This window comes from Nitrospirota bacterium (assembly GCA_035516965.1).
In the GTDB taxonomy this organism is placed as follows: domain Bacteria; phylum Nitrospirota; class UBA9217; order UBA9217; family UBA9217; genus MHEA01.
The window spans coordinates 12,157-27,321 of the sequence record DATIZR010000013.1; the positions used below are offsets into that span (position 1 = coordinate 12,157).

The 15,165-nt window shown below is 57.2% G+C and carries 9 protein-coding genes and 1 pseudogene; 2 read left to right on the plus strand and 8 right to left on the minus strand.

Annotated features, from left to right (window positions below):
* Positions 1-294: 294 nt before the first annotated feature.
* From VL197_01060 to VL197_01070, 3 genes are all read right to left on the minus strand, one after another.
* Positions 295-846, minus strand: a complete 552-nt coding sequence (locus VL197_01060; protein HUJ16559.1) for a hypothetical protein — start codon at positions 844-846, stop codon at positions 295-297.
* A gap of 93 nt (positions 847-939) precedes the next feature.
* Positions 940-1,896: a D-glycerate dehydrogenase gene (locus VL197_01065; protein ID HUJ16560.1), complete on the minus strand. Its 957-nt coding sequence runs from the start codon at positions 1,894-1,896 to the stop codon at positions 940-942.
* 236 nt (positions 1,897-2,132) lie between these two features.
* Positions 2,133-2,672, minus strand: coding sequence for a GNAT family N-acetyltransferase (locus tag VL197_01070; protein ID HUJ16561.1), 540 nt, complete (start codon positions 2,670-2,672; stop codon positions 2,133-2,135).
* 637 nt (positions 2,673-3,309) lie between these two features.
* On the opposite strand from VL197_01070, the gene VL197_01075 reads away from it, so the two are divergent.
* The gene (locus VL197_01075; GenBank protein ID HUJ16562.1) at positions 3,310-9,360 is read left to right on the plus strand and encodes a chitobiase/beta-hexosaminidase C-terminal domain-containing protein; all 6,051 of its coding nucleotides are present in this window, start codon (positions 3,310-3,312) and stop codon (positions 9,358-9,360) included.
* Here VL197_01075 and VL197_01080 read toward each other — a convergent pair.
* Positions 9,353-9,592, minus strand: a complete 240-nt coding sequence (locus VL197_01080; protein HUJ16563.1) for a hypothetical protein — start codon at positions 9,590-9,592, stop codon at positions 9,353-9,355. The two genes, VL197_01075 and VL197_01080, sit on opposite strands and share 8 nt — an antisense overlap.
* A gap of 588 nt (positions 9,593-10,180) precedes the next feature.
* On the opposite strand from VL197_01080, the gene VL197_01085 reads away from it, so the two are divergent.
* A complete protein-coding gene (locus tag VL197_01085; GenBank protein HUJ16564.1) occupies positions 10,181-10,654 on the plus strand; it encodes a universal stress protein in 474 nt (157 codons plus the stop codon).
* A 166-nt stretch (positions 10,655-10,820) separates the two neighbouring features.
* Here VL197_01085 and VL197_01090 read toward each other — a convergent pair.
* From VL197_01090 to VL197_01105, 4 genes and pseudogenes are all read right to left on the minus strand, one after another.
* Positions 10,821-12,385: pseudogene (locus tag VL197_01090) on the minus strand (sodium:solute symporter).
* 4 nt (positions 12,386-12,389) lie between these two features.
* On the minus strand, positions 12,390-12,596 hold the full coding sequence (locus tag VL197_01095; GenBank protein HUJ16565.1) for a DUF3311 domain-containing protein: 207 nt from the start codon (positions 12,594-12,596) through the stop codon (positions 12,390-12,392).
* A 667-nt stretch (positions 12,597-13,263) separates the two neighbouring features.
* The gene (locus VL197_01100; GenBank protein HUJ16566.1) at positions 13,264-14,865 is read right to left on the minus strand and encodes a methyl-accepting chemotaxis protein; all 1,602 of its coding nucleotides are present in this window, start codon (positions 14,863-14,865) and stop codon (positions 13,264-13,266) included.
* A gap of 175 nt (positions 14,866-15,040) precedes the next feature.
* Positions 15,041-15,165, minus strand: a 125-nt coding sequence (locus tag VL197_01105; GenBank protein HUJ16567.1) for an integrase core domain-containing protein, incomplete at its 5' end; no start/stop codon positions are given.

The window sequence follows — 15,165 nt, forward strand, 5'->3', positions numbered from 1 at the left end:
TGGCCTTAGACAGGTCAAATATTTCATTAAGGACGCGAAGGGGATGTGCAAAAAAAAAATACTTTATGCTCTTAAGGGTGCAAACAGAATAAAAGCTGCCCACATCAAACCCAGAAGACCCTATTATATTAATCTCTCCTGTTGCGCGTCATCCAATCCCGGTCAGTTAAAAACAGAAAGCTGCGCCCTGTGCCTGTGTCGCCCCGTCTCCACGTCCCCGTGTCGTTTTTTGCCGTCCCCCCGTCACCGTGTCGTCTCTTACCGTCGCCGCGTCTCCGAATCCTGCGGCCTCTCTTATATTTGAATGAGCTTTAATGCCGCGCCGATAAGTGCGGCCTGTTCCTTGCTCATCTCGCCCAAGCTGTCACGTCGTTCTGTCATCCGCCGGAAGCGGGTGAAGTCTGTCGGCAAAGCTTCGGTATCCACCAGATAAGCGAGTTTTTGGATGATCACCCTGATGTCCTCCGGATGTTTGATCCGTCCTCGTATCTTGGGGAAATATTCGACCTTCAGCCGTCCTCGGGAGCTGTCGAATTCCACGTCTTTCACCCGGTGCACCGCGAGAATAACATAGTCGCCGAGGGCGTGCCAGAAGATCTCATCGTGACCCTGCCAGGACGGCAGGGAAAAGCGCAATAAGGCCGGCTGTTTTTTCCCGCTCTGCGGCATGCTTTTATAAAGCTCGACCGGAAACTTTTCGATTTCTCTTGCATCGATCGTCTCGAGCTTTTCAAACAAATTGATCCTTTGCTGCTTGCGAAAGAGCTTATCGATCTGGTCCAGAACGCTGCCCTGTCCAAGGCCGGTGTTCACCTTCTCGAGTACCGTTGCAATCGCGTTTGGCATTGTTCGTCTCCTTCATCTCAGTCTAAGCTATTTACCCGCAATACCCTCTCTGATCCGCTCGCATGCTGCCACGGACCGGAGTCGAAAGATCTTCTATCCATAGATCTCCCTGTTGACGCAATTCGGGAGTGGGCGTCCGTCGAGCCCGGCAAGCAGGTTCTCGCAGGCCATTTCCGCCATGCGGCGGCGCGTGCCGTGCGTGGCCGAGCCGATATGGGGGGCCACAAGACAATTCGGCAGATCGTAGAGAGGATGGCCCGCCGGCAGCGGCTCCGGATCAGTGACGTCGATCCCTGCGCCGGCGATCCAGCCTTCCTGCAGGGCGCGCACGAGGGCCGCGGTCTCGACGACCGGGCCGCGCGCGGTATTGACCAGAAAGGCGGTACGCTTCATTTTTTGCAGGGCCGCCTCATTGATCAGGCCGAGTGTCTGCGGGGTGAGCCGACAGTGGAGGGAGACGAAGTCGCTCTCCCGGAGCAGGTCGTCCAGCGGGAGATATCGCGTGCCAAGCGCTGATTCGATCGACCGGTCGCGGTTCGGCTTGAAGTAGACGATGTTCAGGCCGAACCCTTTTGCCCGCTCGGCCATAGCCCTGCCGATCTTTCCCATGCCGATGATGCCGAGCGTGGCCCCGCGCAGGTCGGCGCCCAGCCAGCCCGTGGGCGTCCAGGCGCGCCAGAGACCGCTGCGGGCATCCATCGCGGCTTTCATGGTCCCGCGCGCGCAGGTCAGCAGGAGCGTCATGGCCAGGTCCGCGGTGGCGTCCGTCAGAACGCCGGGGGTGTTCCCGACCGGGATCCTTCTGCGGGTGCAGGCAGGAACGTCGATATTATCGTAGCCCACGGCATAGTTGCTCACAACGCGCAGGCGCGGGGCGCGGCGGAGCAAGACATCATCGACCCTGTCAATGAGCATGGACACGATCCCTTCGGCCTCAGGGAGCTGTTCGAGGAGCTGCAGGCCAAAGCCGGGCGGCTCTGCGCGGCCGACCAGCAGCCGTACGCGGCCCTGCAGGGATGCCACCCAGTCCTGCGGCAGCGGATGTGTCATGAGAACAAGCGGTAGCGCCATAGTTTTACCAATTTTCAGCTATTGCTCTGTCTCTCTTATTTGTTTTTCACCAAGATCGCCCGCGATTCCCGGCACTGCTCCACAGTCGTTTCTTCTTTGTACGTCTCCGCGTCCCCCGGTCACCCTGTCTCCCTGTCATCGCGTCTCAGCGTCACCGTGCCCATTCCCACGATCAACGGCTGAAAAAGTGAGCGGCATGAACGCGTGGGCAAGGGTCAGAGCAGCTTCCCCATCAGCACTTCGCTGATATACTCGGCGCCCATGCGGATCCTGTTCTGCCTCACTCCCTCTTCCAGGAAACCGGCCTTCTTGAACAGGCTGAGGGATCGCTTGTTCGTCGTGAAAATATTTGCCTCGAGTTTTTTATATCCCATCTCGCCGGCCCATTCCATGGAGTAGTCGAGCAGGTTGCGCCCGATGCCGAGCCCCCGGAAGGGTTCCCTCAGATGAAGCCCGACGTGGAGGATGTGGCTGGTCTCCGGCCTCATGCCTGCATCCGCCTGGAGTGCCGCGAGGCAGCCCACGACTTCGCCGCCCGTTTCCGCAACGATGAGAAGGTTTTTCTTCCTGTCCAGCGCCCCGATATAATCCCGCTCGGAAGCTATGTCCGCGCCGTACTGCTCCATCAGCACATAGCTGCGCTCAACCGCGTTCGACCGCACCGTATCGATGATCGAGCAGGAGTCGTCAGCCTCGGCCGGCCTGATGGTTATTTCCAGCCCGTTCTTTGCCGTTGACCTCTTCACGGTTTCCATGTCTCCTCCCTCTTCTCATCCCTGCGTTCTCTTATTATATCCCGGAATGGTCCGCTTCTCAACATCGCAGGCCCGGAAGGTCAAGTTCCGGGCGGCATACTGACCTTCTTCGCATAAAAGGAAAACAGGATTTTCGGTTCCGGGATGGAGGTTTGACAAGCGTAGAGGGGTGTGGCCCTGCGAAGGCGGTGTGGCAGTTGGTGCCCAGGAGACGTTGGTGTTGCTCTCGATATTAGAGATACGGGTGGTGTGTACCGACCGCCGGGGACGCTCCGCAGGAGAGCCCTCCACAGTGATTTAGCCTAGGATGCGGTGAAATGACCTCCTCAATTCCCAATCTGCGTGGAGAGACAAATTATTGCACGTTTTGAATATCATGATAAAAGGATATTTTTCGCCTAGCTGAGAATGTTAGTTCAAAAAAAACTGGTTGGCGCAATACTTGCTATCTCAGAACCGTGCGAAGTCCGCGATGCACCATTTTGATCTGGATCCCCGAGCCAACGCAACCATAGAGCTGCGGCTCAAGTCGCAGTGACAGCGCCTCGAGCCGCGTACAGGAAACTTTTTTGAGATTTTCGCTCTGCGTTTCCTGCAGTTTAACGACGAAATAAATTTTCTCCGGAGGGCATGACTTATGTACAACATGTTGACATCCTTATTCCCGAAAAAGAACTTCCGCGCCCTCCGATGTATCGTCATGACGGTCATGGCCTTGTGCGTATCAATGCTACCCCCCCTTGCCCGCACATCCGGAGCGGAGACGGGAGGCGGGAGATGTGCCTCCCCGCCCGTCTCCCATATAACCGCTCCCCTGAACAACGCCGTGATCGGCAACACGGCTTCCTATACGGTCACCGGTACGGCAAGCAGCTCGGCTTCCCGCGTGGTGAAGGTCAAAGTGTCCACGAACGGCGGCAAGACGTGGCGTCTGGCGAGCGACACATCAACGGACCATTCCTGGTCCACGTGGAGCTTCACCTGGCGTATCTCCACCAGGGTTGACGATGACGCAGATGCATGGGAAGAGAGGAAGGACGGCAGTTATGTCATCATGTCGCGCGCGAAGGGCGAAGAGGATTGTGTGGAAACCAGCAGCGGAGGGGTCACGGTTACCATCGACAATACCGCACCCACAACCACTGCTTCGGCTGTCGGCTATATATTCGGCAGCTGGTCAGCCGCCAGTCCGGTCAGCGTAACGCTCTCGGCGAGTGACGGCGCCGGTTCCGGCATCGCCGCCGGCTATCCAAAGTACTGCCTCGACGCTGCGAACACCTGTACCCCGAATCTTTCCTATGCCGCACCGGTCCAGGTGGCCTGCACCGGCGGCTCGAGCTGCACCCAGTATGTGCGCTATCAATCGGTTGACAAAGCCGGCAACAGCGAGAATGTGAAGAGCTCTGTCGTGAAACAGAACCCGCCGGATCTCCAGGCCCCGGCCACAACAGCATCCGCCTCAGGCTATACGTTCGGCGCCTGGACGGCCACAAGTCCGGTTACCGTTACGATGACGGCGAGTGACGGCGCCGGTTCCGGTGTCGCCCCCGGGTTCCCCAAATATTGCGTTGATGCAGCGAACACCTGCCTGCCTTCCGTGACATACGGACAACCCGTGAGCCTCACCTGCGCCGCTGGTTCGGCCTGCACCCAGTTCATCCGGTACCGGTCGGTTGATAACGCGGGCAATACGGAGCCTGTACAAAGCGCAGTCGTCAACCAGGACCTCCAGGCGCCGGTCGTGAGCGCGAATCCTGCGGGCGGCAATGTGGGCGCTTCAGGGGTGACGCTGACCTGCGCGGACAACGCCGGTTCCGGCTGCAACAAGATCTATTTCACCCTGGACGGCTCAACGCCGACCGCAAATTCGGCCGTGTATTCCGGCCCGATCCTTCTTTCGAAGACCACGACCATGAGTTTCTTTGCCGCAGACAATGCGGGCAACAGCGGAGCGGTCCATTCGGCGGTCTACACGGTTACGAACGTCATCACCGCGAACGCGGGGCCGAACGGCGCCGTGTCCTGTACGCCCGCGATCGTGGACTACAATGCGAACAGCCTTTGCACGATAACTGCGCAGCCCGGATATCACGTGGCAAGCGTGATGGTCGGGCCGACCGGAGGGACCTTGAGCCCGGTGGGCGCGGTCGCTTCCTATGCCCTGAACAACGTCACGACCGCCATGACCATAACCGCCGCCTTCGCTATCGACACGTTTGCGGTAACACCGACGGCAGGGACAGGAGGCAGGATCAGTCCCGAAACGGTCCAGACGGTGAACTACGGCGGCTCCTCGACCTTTGCGGCAACGCCGGACACGGGATATCACGTTGCCGCGATCACCGGCTGCAACGGGACGCTCGCGGGGACCAGCTTCACGACGGGAGCGATCGCCAGTAATTGCACGGTGACGGCGACCTTTGCAGCCGATACCTTTACGATCACAGCGGTCACGGGGGCCAACGGCCGCATCTCATGCAATCCGGCCACGGTGGCCTACCAGAAAGGCTCGGTCTGCACGATCACGCCGGATTCCGGGTACCATGCGTCCGTCACCGGCTGCAACGGGACCCTGTCCGGAGATACGTACCTTATTGCGGCCGTTGTCTCGGATTGCTCCGTGTTCGGGACCTTTGCGGAAGGCGCGCCCACGGCGCCGGCCGTGTCTTTCCCGCCGTCCTCGGGTGAAACCTCGACCGTGACACCCGTTCTTTCGATCAACGCAGCCACGGACCCCGACGGAGACGTGATCACCTACACGTATGAGGTCTACGCGGACGGCGGCCTGACATCGCTCGTGTCAAGCGGATCAACGACCAGCACGAGCTGGACGGTTCCCGTACCGCTCGCCGACAACACCCTGTATTTCTGGAGGGCGCAGGCCTCCGACGGCACGCTCAACAGTTCCTGGATGCCTACGGCTAATTTCTTCGTGAACACCGTGAACGACCCGCCGACAGGTCCGACGATCAGCTCGCCGATGAACAATGCCAACGTGGCCAGTCTGACACCCGCCCTGAGTGTAGCCAACGCCGCGGATGTGGACATGCACGATGTGCTGAGCTATGACTTCGACGTTGCCACGGACGGCGGCTTCACGAACATCGTGGCAAGCGGTGCCAACATCGCCCAGGGCAACGGCGGCACAACGTCCTGGACCGTGGCCCCCGCGCTCGCCGATCATACCCCCTATTACTGGAGAGCCCGGGCAACCGATAATAACGGAGGGGTCGGTCCCTGGACGATCGGATCGCTTTTTGTGGATACCGTCAACCTGCCGCCTACCGCTCCGACGCTGAACGCTCCCGCGGACACCGGTGAGGTTGCAACGTTCACTCCGACGCTTTCCATCAATAACGCGTCGGATCCCGACCGCCAGACGCTGATGTATACGTTCGAGATCGATACGGTCAATACCTTCGACAGCCCCGGCAAGCAGACCTCGGGCGCGGTCGCGGAGGGCTCCGCTGTTACCGGCTGGACGCCGGCGGCCCTCAGCGAGGATACCGTATACTACTGGAGAGCGAAGGCGAATGACGGTCTTGGGGACGGCCCCTGGATGAAAACGGCAAGCCTCTTCGTGAACACGGTGAACGAGCCGCCGAGCGTTCCAACGCTCAACAATCCCGCGGCCGGCGGATGGGTGACGGTCCTGGCCCCCACCCTCCAGCTCAACGCCTCCACGGATCCCGACAGGGACAGCCTTACCTATGAGTACGAGATCTTTTCCGACAGCGGCATCTCCACGATGGTGACTTCTACGTCCGGAGCGGGCAGCAGCTGGGTCGTCCCGATGAACCTCACGGACAACACGTGGTACTGGTGGCGCGCGCAGGCCAGGGACGAACACGGCCTGGCCAGCGGCTGGATGACGGCGGGCTCGTTCTTCGTGAACGACAAAGGGTACAACGATCCGCCTTCCATCGTCATAACGAAGCCGGCAGCCGTTGAACCCGCGACGAATGCCATGAGCTATACCGTGGCCTGGACGGCTGCCGACCCGGACAGCGACCCCGTTATAACGCTTTACTATGACACGACCGGCACGGGCTTCAACGGCACTCAGATTGCAACGGGGATGCACCTGTCCGACCCGCTGAGCAACTATGTCTGGGACATCTCCGGCCTTGCGAACGGGACCTATTACGTCTATGCAAAGATCGACGACGGAACCACCGCCGTATTCGCCTATGCGGCCGGCCCGCTCGTGATAAACAGGACGCCGCCCCTCATCATCACCGCCGCCGCGGAAGCGACGGGGAGCATCACGCCGTCGGGCACGATAACGGTGAACAAAGGAAGCAATCTCACCTTCACGATAACGCCGAATGCGGGATACACGGTCCGGAGCCTCCTTGTCGACGGCGCAAACAAAGGCACGGGAACGACCTATACCTTCACGAACATCACGGCGTCGCATACCATCAACGCCTATTTCAAGCTGATCACGTATACCATTCAGGCCACCGCGGGGGCGGGCGGCAGCATATCGCCTGCCGGCACCACCACCCTGAACATGGGAGCCGGCCAGACGTATACGATCACTCCGGCCGCGGGATACCATATCGCTGATCTCCTGGTCGACGGAGCATCGGTCGGCGCCGCGCCTTCCTATGTTTTCAGCAATGTGACTGCGAACCATACCATCTCGGCGGTATTCGGCACCAATACGCCGTATATCGTTACCGCCGCAACCGGGCCGAACGGCGCCATATCGCCGTCGGGTGCGGTCACGGTGTTTGGCGGCGCAAACCAGAAGTTCACGATGACTGCCGACGCCGGATACCGCGTTGCCGATGTGCTTGTTGACGGTAGTTCGGCGGGTCCGGTGACTTCCTACTCCTTTGCAAACGTCCAGGCAGCCCATACGATCAGCGCCTCCTTCACCCCGGATGTCTATACGGTAACCTCCACTGCCGACGTCAATGGCAGCATTGCTCCCTCAGGCACCCTGGTCCTGAGCAAGGGCGCAAGCCAGACCTACACGATCACGCCGGACCCGGGCTTCGACGTACGCAGCGTGCTCGTGGACGGCGCGAACGCAGGCGCGGTGACGATGTACACTTTCACCAACGTCGCGGCAAACCACACCATCAGCGCCTATTTCAAGGTGAAAACATTTACCATCACGGTCAGCGCGGGAGCAGGCGGCGCTGTTTCGCCGACCACGACCACCGTGAACATCGGCGCGAGCCAGACCTTCACGATCATCCCGACAGCGGGATATCATGTGGCCGATGTTCTGGTTGACGGAACATCGGTCGGTCCCGCAACAAGCTACACCTTCTCCAATGTAGCGGCCGACCATGTTCTTGCGGCCGTTTTCGCGGCGAACCAATCCTATACCATCTCGGCCGCGGCGGGAGCGAACGGGAGCATCTCTCCCTCCGGCGACACCTCCGTGCTGGGCGGTACGAACCTGATGTTCACGATCAGTCCGGCCGCGGGCTATCGCGTTCTCGATGTGAAGGTTGACGGAATCTCCGCCGGCGCCGTGACGGCTTACACCTTTGCAAATATTGCGGGCAACCATACCATATCAGCGACCTTCACGCAGATCCTTACCTACGCGATAACGGCCAGTGCAGGGCCAAACGGCAGCCTGTCGCCGTCGGGGACGACACCGGTAACAGAGTTGACCAATCTGACCTATACCGTAACGCCGGCCGCGGGCTATCGCGTGCTTGATGTTCAGGTCGACGGAGTCTCCACGGGCGCAAGAAGTTCCTACACGTTCTACAGCGTCCAGGCGAACCACAGCATCAGCGCAACGTTCACCCTGGACGTCTATACGATCACGGCGGCGGCGGATGCCAACGGAATTATTTCGCCGGCCGGCACGGTCACCCTGAGCAGCGGCGCCACGCAGACCTTTGCGATCACTCCGAATGCGGGGTATGCCGTGCAGAGCGTGCTCGTGGATGGCGCTAACAAGGGCGCGGTGACGACATTCTCCTTCACGAACATCGCTGCGAACCATACCATTACGGCGTATTTCAAGACCATAACCTATGCTCTCACCGCCACCTCGGGCGCCAACGGGACCGTTACGCCATTGGGGACCACGACGGTCAATGTCGGTGGAAGCCAGACGTATGCCATCGTCCCCTCAGCGGGATACCACATTGCCGATGTCCTGGTTGACGGTGCCTCCGTCGGCGCGGTGGCTTCTTATGTCTTTTCCTCCGTAGCCGACAACCATACCCTGGCGGCTACCTTTGCGCCCAATCCCGCCTATACCATCTCGGCTCCCGATGATCTTCAACTCGCGGGAATGCACGGCAGCATATCACCGGCAGGGGACGTATCCGTGCTGGGAGGCGCGAACCAGAAGTTCACCCTGACGCCGGACCCGGGTTATCGCGTAGCCGATGTGCAGGTTGACGGGGTCTCCATGGGAGCTGTTTCCTCGTACACATTCTCTAACGTCCAGTCAGCCCATACGATCAGCGTGACCTTTACGCCCGACGTTTACACCATCACCGCCGCTGCCGATGCAAATGGGAGCATCACGCCGTCGGGCGCGATAACCGTGAATACGGGAGACAGCGTAACGTTCACGATTACGCCGGACCCGGGATATGGAGTTCTGAGCGTCCTCGTCGACGGCGTCCAGAAGGGTTCGATAACCACCTTTACGTTTGACAACGTAACGACGAATCATTCCATCAACGCTTACTTCAGATGATCCCCTCTTTACTTTCGGGCATAAAGAAGGCCAGACGCATCTGTCTGGCCTTCTTTTTTTTGCTTTGCATGGCCGCATCGACGGGTGGCGATGCCGCCTTGACCTCACCGACAAGATCTTCTGCCTTATTCTGTTGAAGCTCAACAGCACACGTCGCCGGGATCTTGATTCTCAGGAAGTTGTCCCCGGGAGCAACCACACAGGACTCATCATTCTTATTGCCTCTGAACATCCGGGGAGCCGGCGCGAAATGTCTGCCATCCGGGCCGGCGCGCCACGGAGGGAGACAGGATCGTCAACGAACGCGGGCGATTCCGACAGGAAAGACCCTCAATTCTTCTTCAGATCTTCAAAATCCCGCCTCACCGTCTCAACCTGATCGCGATGCCCGACCCCGTCGCCATGCTCGATGAATCTGGCGAACGGGTCATTCAGCGTGGTCAACCTGCCTGATCGGTCACTGTTCGGATCGGCCTCCGCTCTTCTGTGCACAGGCGACCAACCCGTTAGAAGTGCCCCCACGCTCTATCACGGTACGACCATCGTTAATTCCCTGTTAGCGAGCGTCCCCTCTTTCCGTGCATTTTTATCCGTGCCCGAAAGACTAAATTCATCTTCGCCATCTCTTCGGCAATCTTCGTCAATTGCACCAAAATAGGCCCATTAGCCGTACTGCTCATTTATCACAACGTTAGTTGTATTGTTGCGGGCTGCGAAAGTATGCTCCACGGACAATATCACGCCACGGAACGAATACCCATTCATGGGCGTGTTAAAATATACTTAGAAATGTTAAAAGCAATTATTGGGGGCAACATTTATGGATGACATCAAACATATTCTCGTTGTGAGCAGAATGGTCAAGTACGATGCTAAGGCGATCCACTATGGTGCATCGCTTGCTAAAAAATATGGAGCCCAGCTGACGGTAATTCATGTGATCCACGATCCTTTCGGCATAGAAGGATGGAATCTACCTGTGCCGAACTTGGAGAAGGACTATCAGAATCTTCTCAGGAGAACCAGGAAGGAACTTGATACCATCATTGAAAAGGAACTGGCAGGGGGGATCGCCATCGACGTTATGCTCAAGGAAGGAGACCCCACGAAAGAGATATTGGAGGCGGTGAAAGAAAAGAAGATAGATCTTCTCGTTATGCTCGCCCACGAGGAAGGACACTTGGAACACTTTTTGTTCGGCAGGAGCAACCATGAGCTCATCTTAAAAATGCCGTGCTCCATTCTCTTCATCAAGAAGGAACCGCAGCCCGTTTACGAGCCGTGGGATAAGTAAAAAGGTTCTGTCTCCCGCAGGCAGCGAATGAAAGAGCAGCTCCCGGCAGCTCCTACGGGTTTAGTGCGACTGCACCGGAGCATGTCCTGCGAGTACAATGCGAAAACTTCTGCGCTCATTCTTTTCAAGCCGGGGCACGTTCCCGTTTCAGTATTATCTCAACGCTCTATGCAGCTTTTTCGAGATCTGTGTCCATTGCTCTTACTGCTACTGCATCCTCGTCATAGTCCTCCTGCCGGGTCCTGTCAGGTAAACGCTTAATTCCCATTGCATCATAAATCAAGGTAAGAACTACCGAGACGACAAGGTTCACCGCTAAGGCATATACCCCGGCGTACGCCGGAATTGCAACATTGCCCACATGAAGCGTATAGATCGCTGACTTAAAGCCCAGTGTTGCAACCATTGCCGTTCCCGTTATCATGCCCGCAGCCCAGCCCGCGAGCAGCGCATGATGGTGAAGCCAGCGGGTAAAGAGACCGAAGATAATCGACGGGAAGGTCTCAACGATCCAGATGCCTCCGAGCAACTGCAAGACGATGGCGTATTGCAACGGCAACAAAATGACAAAGGCAAGCGCTCCGAGCTTAACGACCAGGGACACGAGCTTTGCCACTTTGGCCTCTTGCTTTGCGTTACGTCAGGCCGGATGTATTCACGATAGATGTTCCGCGTAAAGAGGTTGGCGGCTGCAATGGACATGATGGCTGCGGGCACGAGCGCCCCGATGACAATAGCGGCAAAACAGAACCCCGTGAACCACGGCGGAAACATCTTAAGAAACAGTTGGGGCACCGCATCGTTCGGTGTCAATGGATTGATGCCCGCTGCAAGGGCCATCAGTCCGAGAAGGGCTATCAACCCGAGAAGAAACGTATACGCAGGCAAAAGAGCCGCATTGCGCTTGATGGCGTGCCCGCTGGAAGAGCTGAGGATGCCCGTAATGGTATGCGGATACACAAAGGCCGCCAGCGCTGAACCGAAAGCGAGCGTTGCATATGCGCTATAACCGGCAGGCGGGAGAATAAGATGACCTGCGGTCGCTTTAGCGGCAAGCGCTCGATCGGCCAGCCTGAACACCTCTGCGTATCCGCCAAGCGCCGCTGGTATCACAGTTACCGCGGCGATGACCATAAGGTAGATCATTGAATCCTTGACCAGCGCTATGAGCGCCGGAGCGCGCAGGCCGCTCGTGTACGTATAGAAGGCAAGTATCACAAATGCAAGAATCAGCGGGAGATCATTCATTCACCCGGAGCCCATGACGCCCAGCGCCCTGATTACGACCTGAATCCCCATCAGTTGTAACGCTATGTACGGCATGGTCGCCAGTATCCCCGTAAACGTAACAGCCAGCGCCAGGCCGGGCGAACCGTAGCGCGCACGCACAAAATCAGCAGTGGTCACAAAGCCATGCTGTTTGGCCACCGCCCATAGACGGGGCATGGTGAGATACACAATGGGATATACGATGATCGTATAGGGCAGCGCGAAGAGACCCATGGCGCCTACACCGAAGACAAGCGCAGGAACCGCGATTACCGTATATGCCGTGTAGAAATCGCCACCGACAATGAACCACGTTATGAGAGTCCCGAACCGCCTGCCCGCAAGCCCCCATTCTTCAATGCGGTTGAGATCACCGCGTCTCCACTTCGCGGCAATAAATCCCAGTACGGTTACCAACAGGAAGAAAAAAACAAACACGCCTAGTTCAGTCCAGTTAAGCATGGCACTACATCCTTCGCGTCGCGAGGTAAACAACGCCGGTCAGAAGGGAGCTCACGATCACCCACGCGAACTGATGCCAGTAAAAGAATGGAAAGCCAAGAAGCACCGGATCGTTCTTTGCGTATAGCGGAGGCCACAATAGCCCGAGAAAAGGCACTAGGAAAAGCCAATTCCACGCCTTGCTTGAAGTTTTCTGTGTATTTTCTTTTATTGAATGATTTGTCGGCTGACTGTGAGTTGTTTCCGGTACGCTATCATCATGTGAGAATAACCGTCTCATGTTTACCTCCTTATTCAGCAAGGCAAACATCTACTATTCTCAGACCAAATGCTTACACTGGGGGGAGGGTATTCTCTTGGCAGATTTAAATGCCCACTCTCACGGTATTGCCTTGCGAGAGACCATCTTCCTCTAAGTCCTATTATACTTCTAAAACAGGTCCTTTATTGTCTTAATTAAACTCTTGAAGAAGCCATTGTAGTACAATGCAATGATGGAGAGGGCCAAGGACCATCCGCGACGCAGACATGCATTCCAAGCATGGAATAAGTATCGAGAGAACGCATCAATCTCTGTTCTGCGGCTCCGGTGTGTCGTGCATCCGCGGTTTTGCCTGTGTGCAGAGCGTATCATCGCCGGTCCCGTATAAAAACAGGGCGGCCACAAGACCGGCCAAAGTGTTCTTAAAAGGCATCAGGACTGATCCCAGTTATAAAATAAGATAGAAGCTCAGTCCGGTTCGTGTCCTGTTAATAAGAACAGGGGTCACAGCACATGCTGTAACTTGGGGGATTTGGTAGCGGGGGCCGGATTTGAACCGACGACCTTCGGGTTATCGGGCCGAGGCACGGCTAAACCTAAGCAACCGCGAAACTTCTCAACTCCCCTGTCTACTGCGCCAGCCTATCCTTTGTGCGCCACGTGCGTGATCTGGAGTTTGTGTCCGGTGATAAACGGCTTTCTCGCCGCTGTCCCCGCGTCTCACCTGCCGGCCGCCGGCATCATCGACCTTGAAGAACGATATTATAGTCTGGAGCCCTTCCGCCTGGGACGAGAGTTCCTCGGCTGTCGAGGCCATCTCCTCGGACGCTCCGGCGTTCTGCTGGATCACCTGGTTCAGGTGCTGGAACGCGACGCTAATCAGGTCGGCACCCGTGGTCTGTTCCTTGCTTGCCGCGCTGATTTCCTGCACCAGCTCCGCAGTCTTCTGGATGCTCGGCACGAGTTTCGCCAACATCTGGCCCGCCTGCTCCGCTACTTCGACGCTGGACGAGGATAGTTGAATGATCTCCGCCGCGGCGGTCTGGCTCCGCTCGGCGAGCTTTCTCACTTCAGAGGCCACTACAGCAAAGCCCTTGCCGTGTTCGCCTGCCCGGGCGGCCTCGATCGCGGCGTTCAGGGCCAGAAGATTCGTCTGGCGCGCAATCTCTTCAATGATTAAGATTTTTCCCGCAATCTCTTTCATGGCGCCCACGGTCTGCGAGACTGCTGTACCGCTCTCTATCGCCTTAGTGGCCGACTCGCGCGCGATCCTCTCGGTTTGTGCTGCGTTGTCCGAGTTCTGCTTGATCGTGGCGGTCATCTCTTCCATGGATGAGGACGCCTCCTCAACTGACGTCGCCTGCTCCGTCGTACCCTGGGACAGCTGCTGGCTGCCCGAGGACAGCTCCTGGCTGCCTGTGGCCACGTTGTCCGAGGCAGCCGTCACCTCCGTCACGACCGCGCGGAGTTTATCTACCATGCCTTTAAACGCATAGAGCATGCTGGTAGTGTCGTTTTCCTTTGTCGTGACCGTTACGGTAAAGTCGCCGTTTGCAACGGCGGTGACCGTTTTTTTTACGTAATCAGGCTCGCCTCCGAGGGACTTGAGGACGTGATTGGTTATGGACAGCACGAACACCGATATGCATAGGAGCCCTATCAGCCCGAGCCCCCCATAATAATATTGTTGCCTGCGTATGGCCGCGAAGGAAGCCGTAAGCGGTATGTTAATGCTGATGGCGCCGAGGACGGTCCCCTCTTTTACGTTATGACAGGAAAGACAGTTCTTTCCCATGAACTTTTCTTTTGCAATGTAGGGGAAGACGCCGCGGATTGCTTCTCCTTCGATGACCACCTTCGAGACGCCTTGTTCGATGACTTGTTTATCCAGGGCATCGCCGGCATACTCTCTCGCGTCTTTCTTCCCAAAATCCTTGTCGAGACTGTCGGATCTGATAACCCGCAGATCGACAAGGGTTCGCATCTGTTCCATGAACGGGGTTTTGAGCTCTTGATAGTTATTCGAATGCATCATTGTTGTGAGCGTATTCAGGACGGTATCACGATAACCGGAGAGCGTGGAATGTTCGACTTCGCTCAGGACGATGGATTCGATATTATATCCGGTGACCAGGGTTGTGATTATCACGCCGATAGCGACAAAAGAAAGAATAGGGGCGGCAAGCTTCCATTTTATGGAAATATCTCTGAATTTCATCAGTGATCCCCATCACCGGCAACTTCAATCGTATAATCGCTTCCCTCGCCGCTGATATAACTTTGCCCGTTTTCTGCAGTGATAAGGCAGAATAGCAGGGCAGTTCTTCAACGGAACATACTTAACTTATCGGCATTTCCCTGCAAATGTTTAAGACATAGCGTAAGCTTCCCTGTCAAGTAGACAGTTTAAAAGTAGAGTTTCCGGTGTAGTTTTTCAGACATTCATCCGGCGTCAGACTCCCGAGGGAGTCATGGGGACGGTGCTCATTGTAGTCGATCATCCACCAGTACGTAGCTT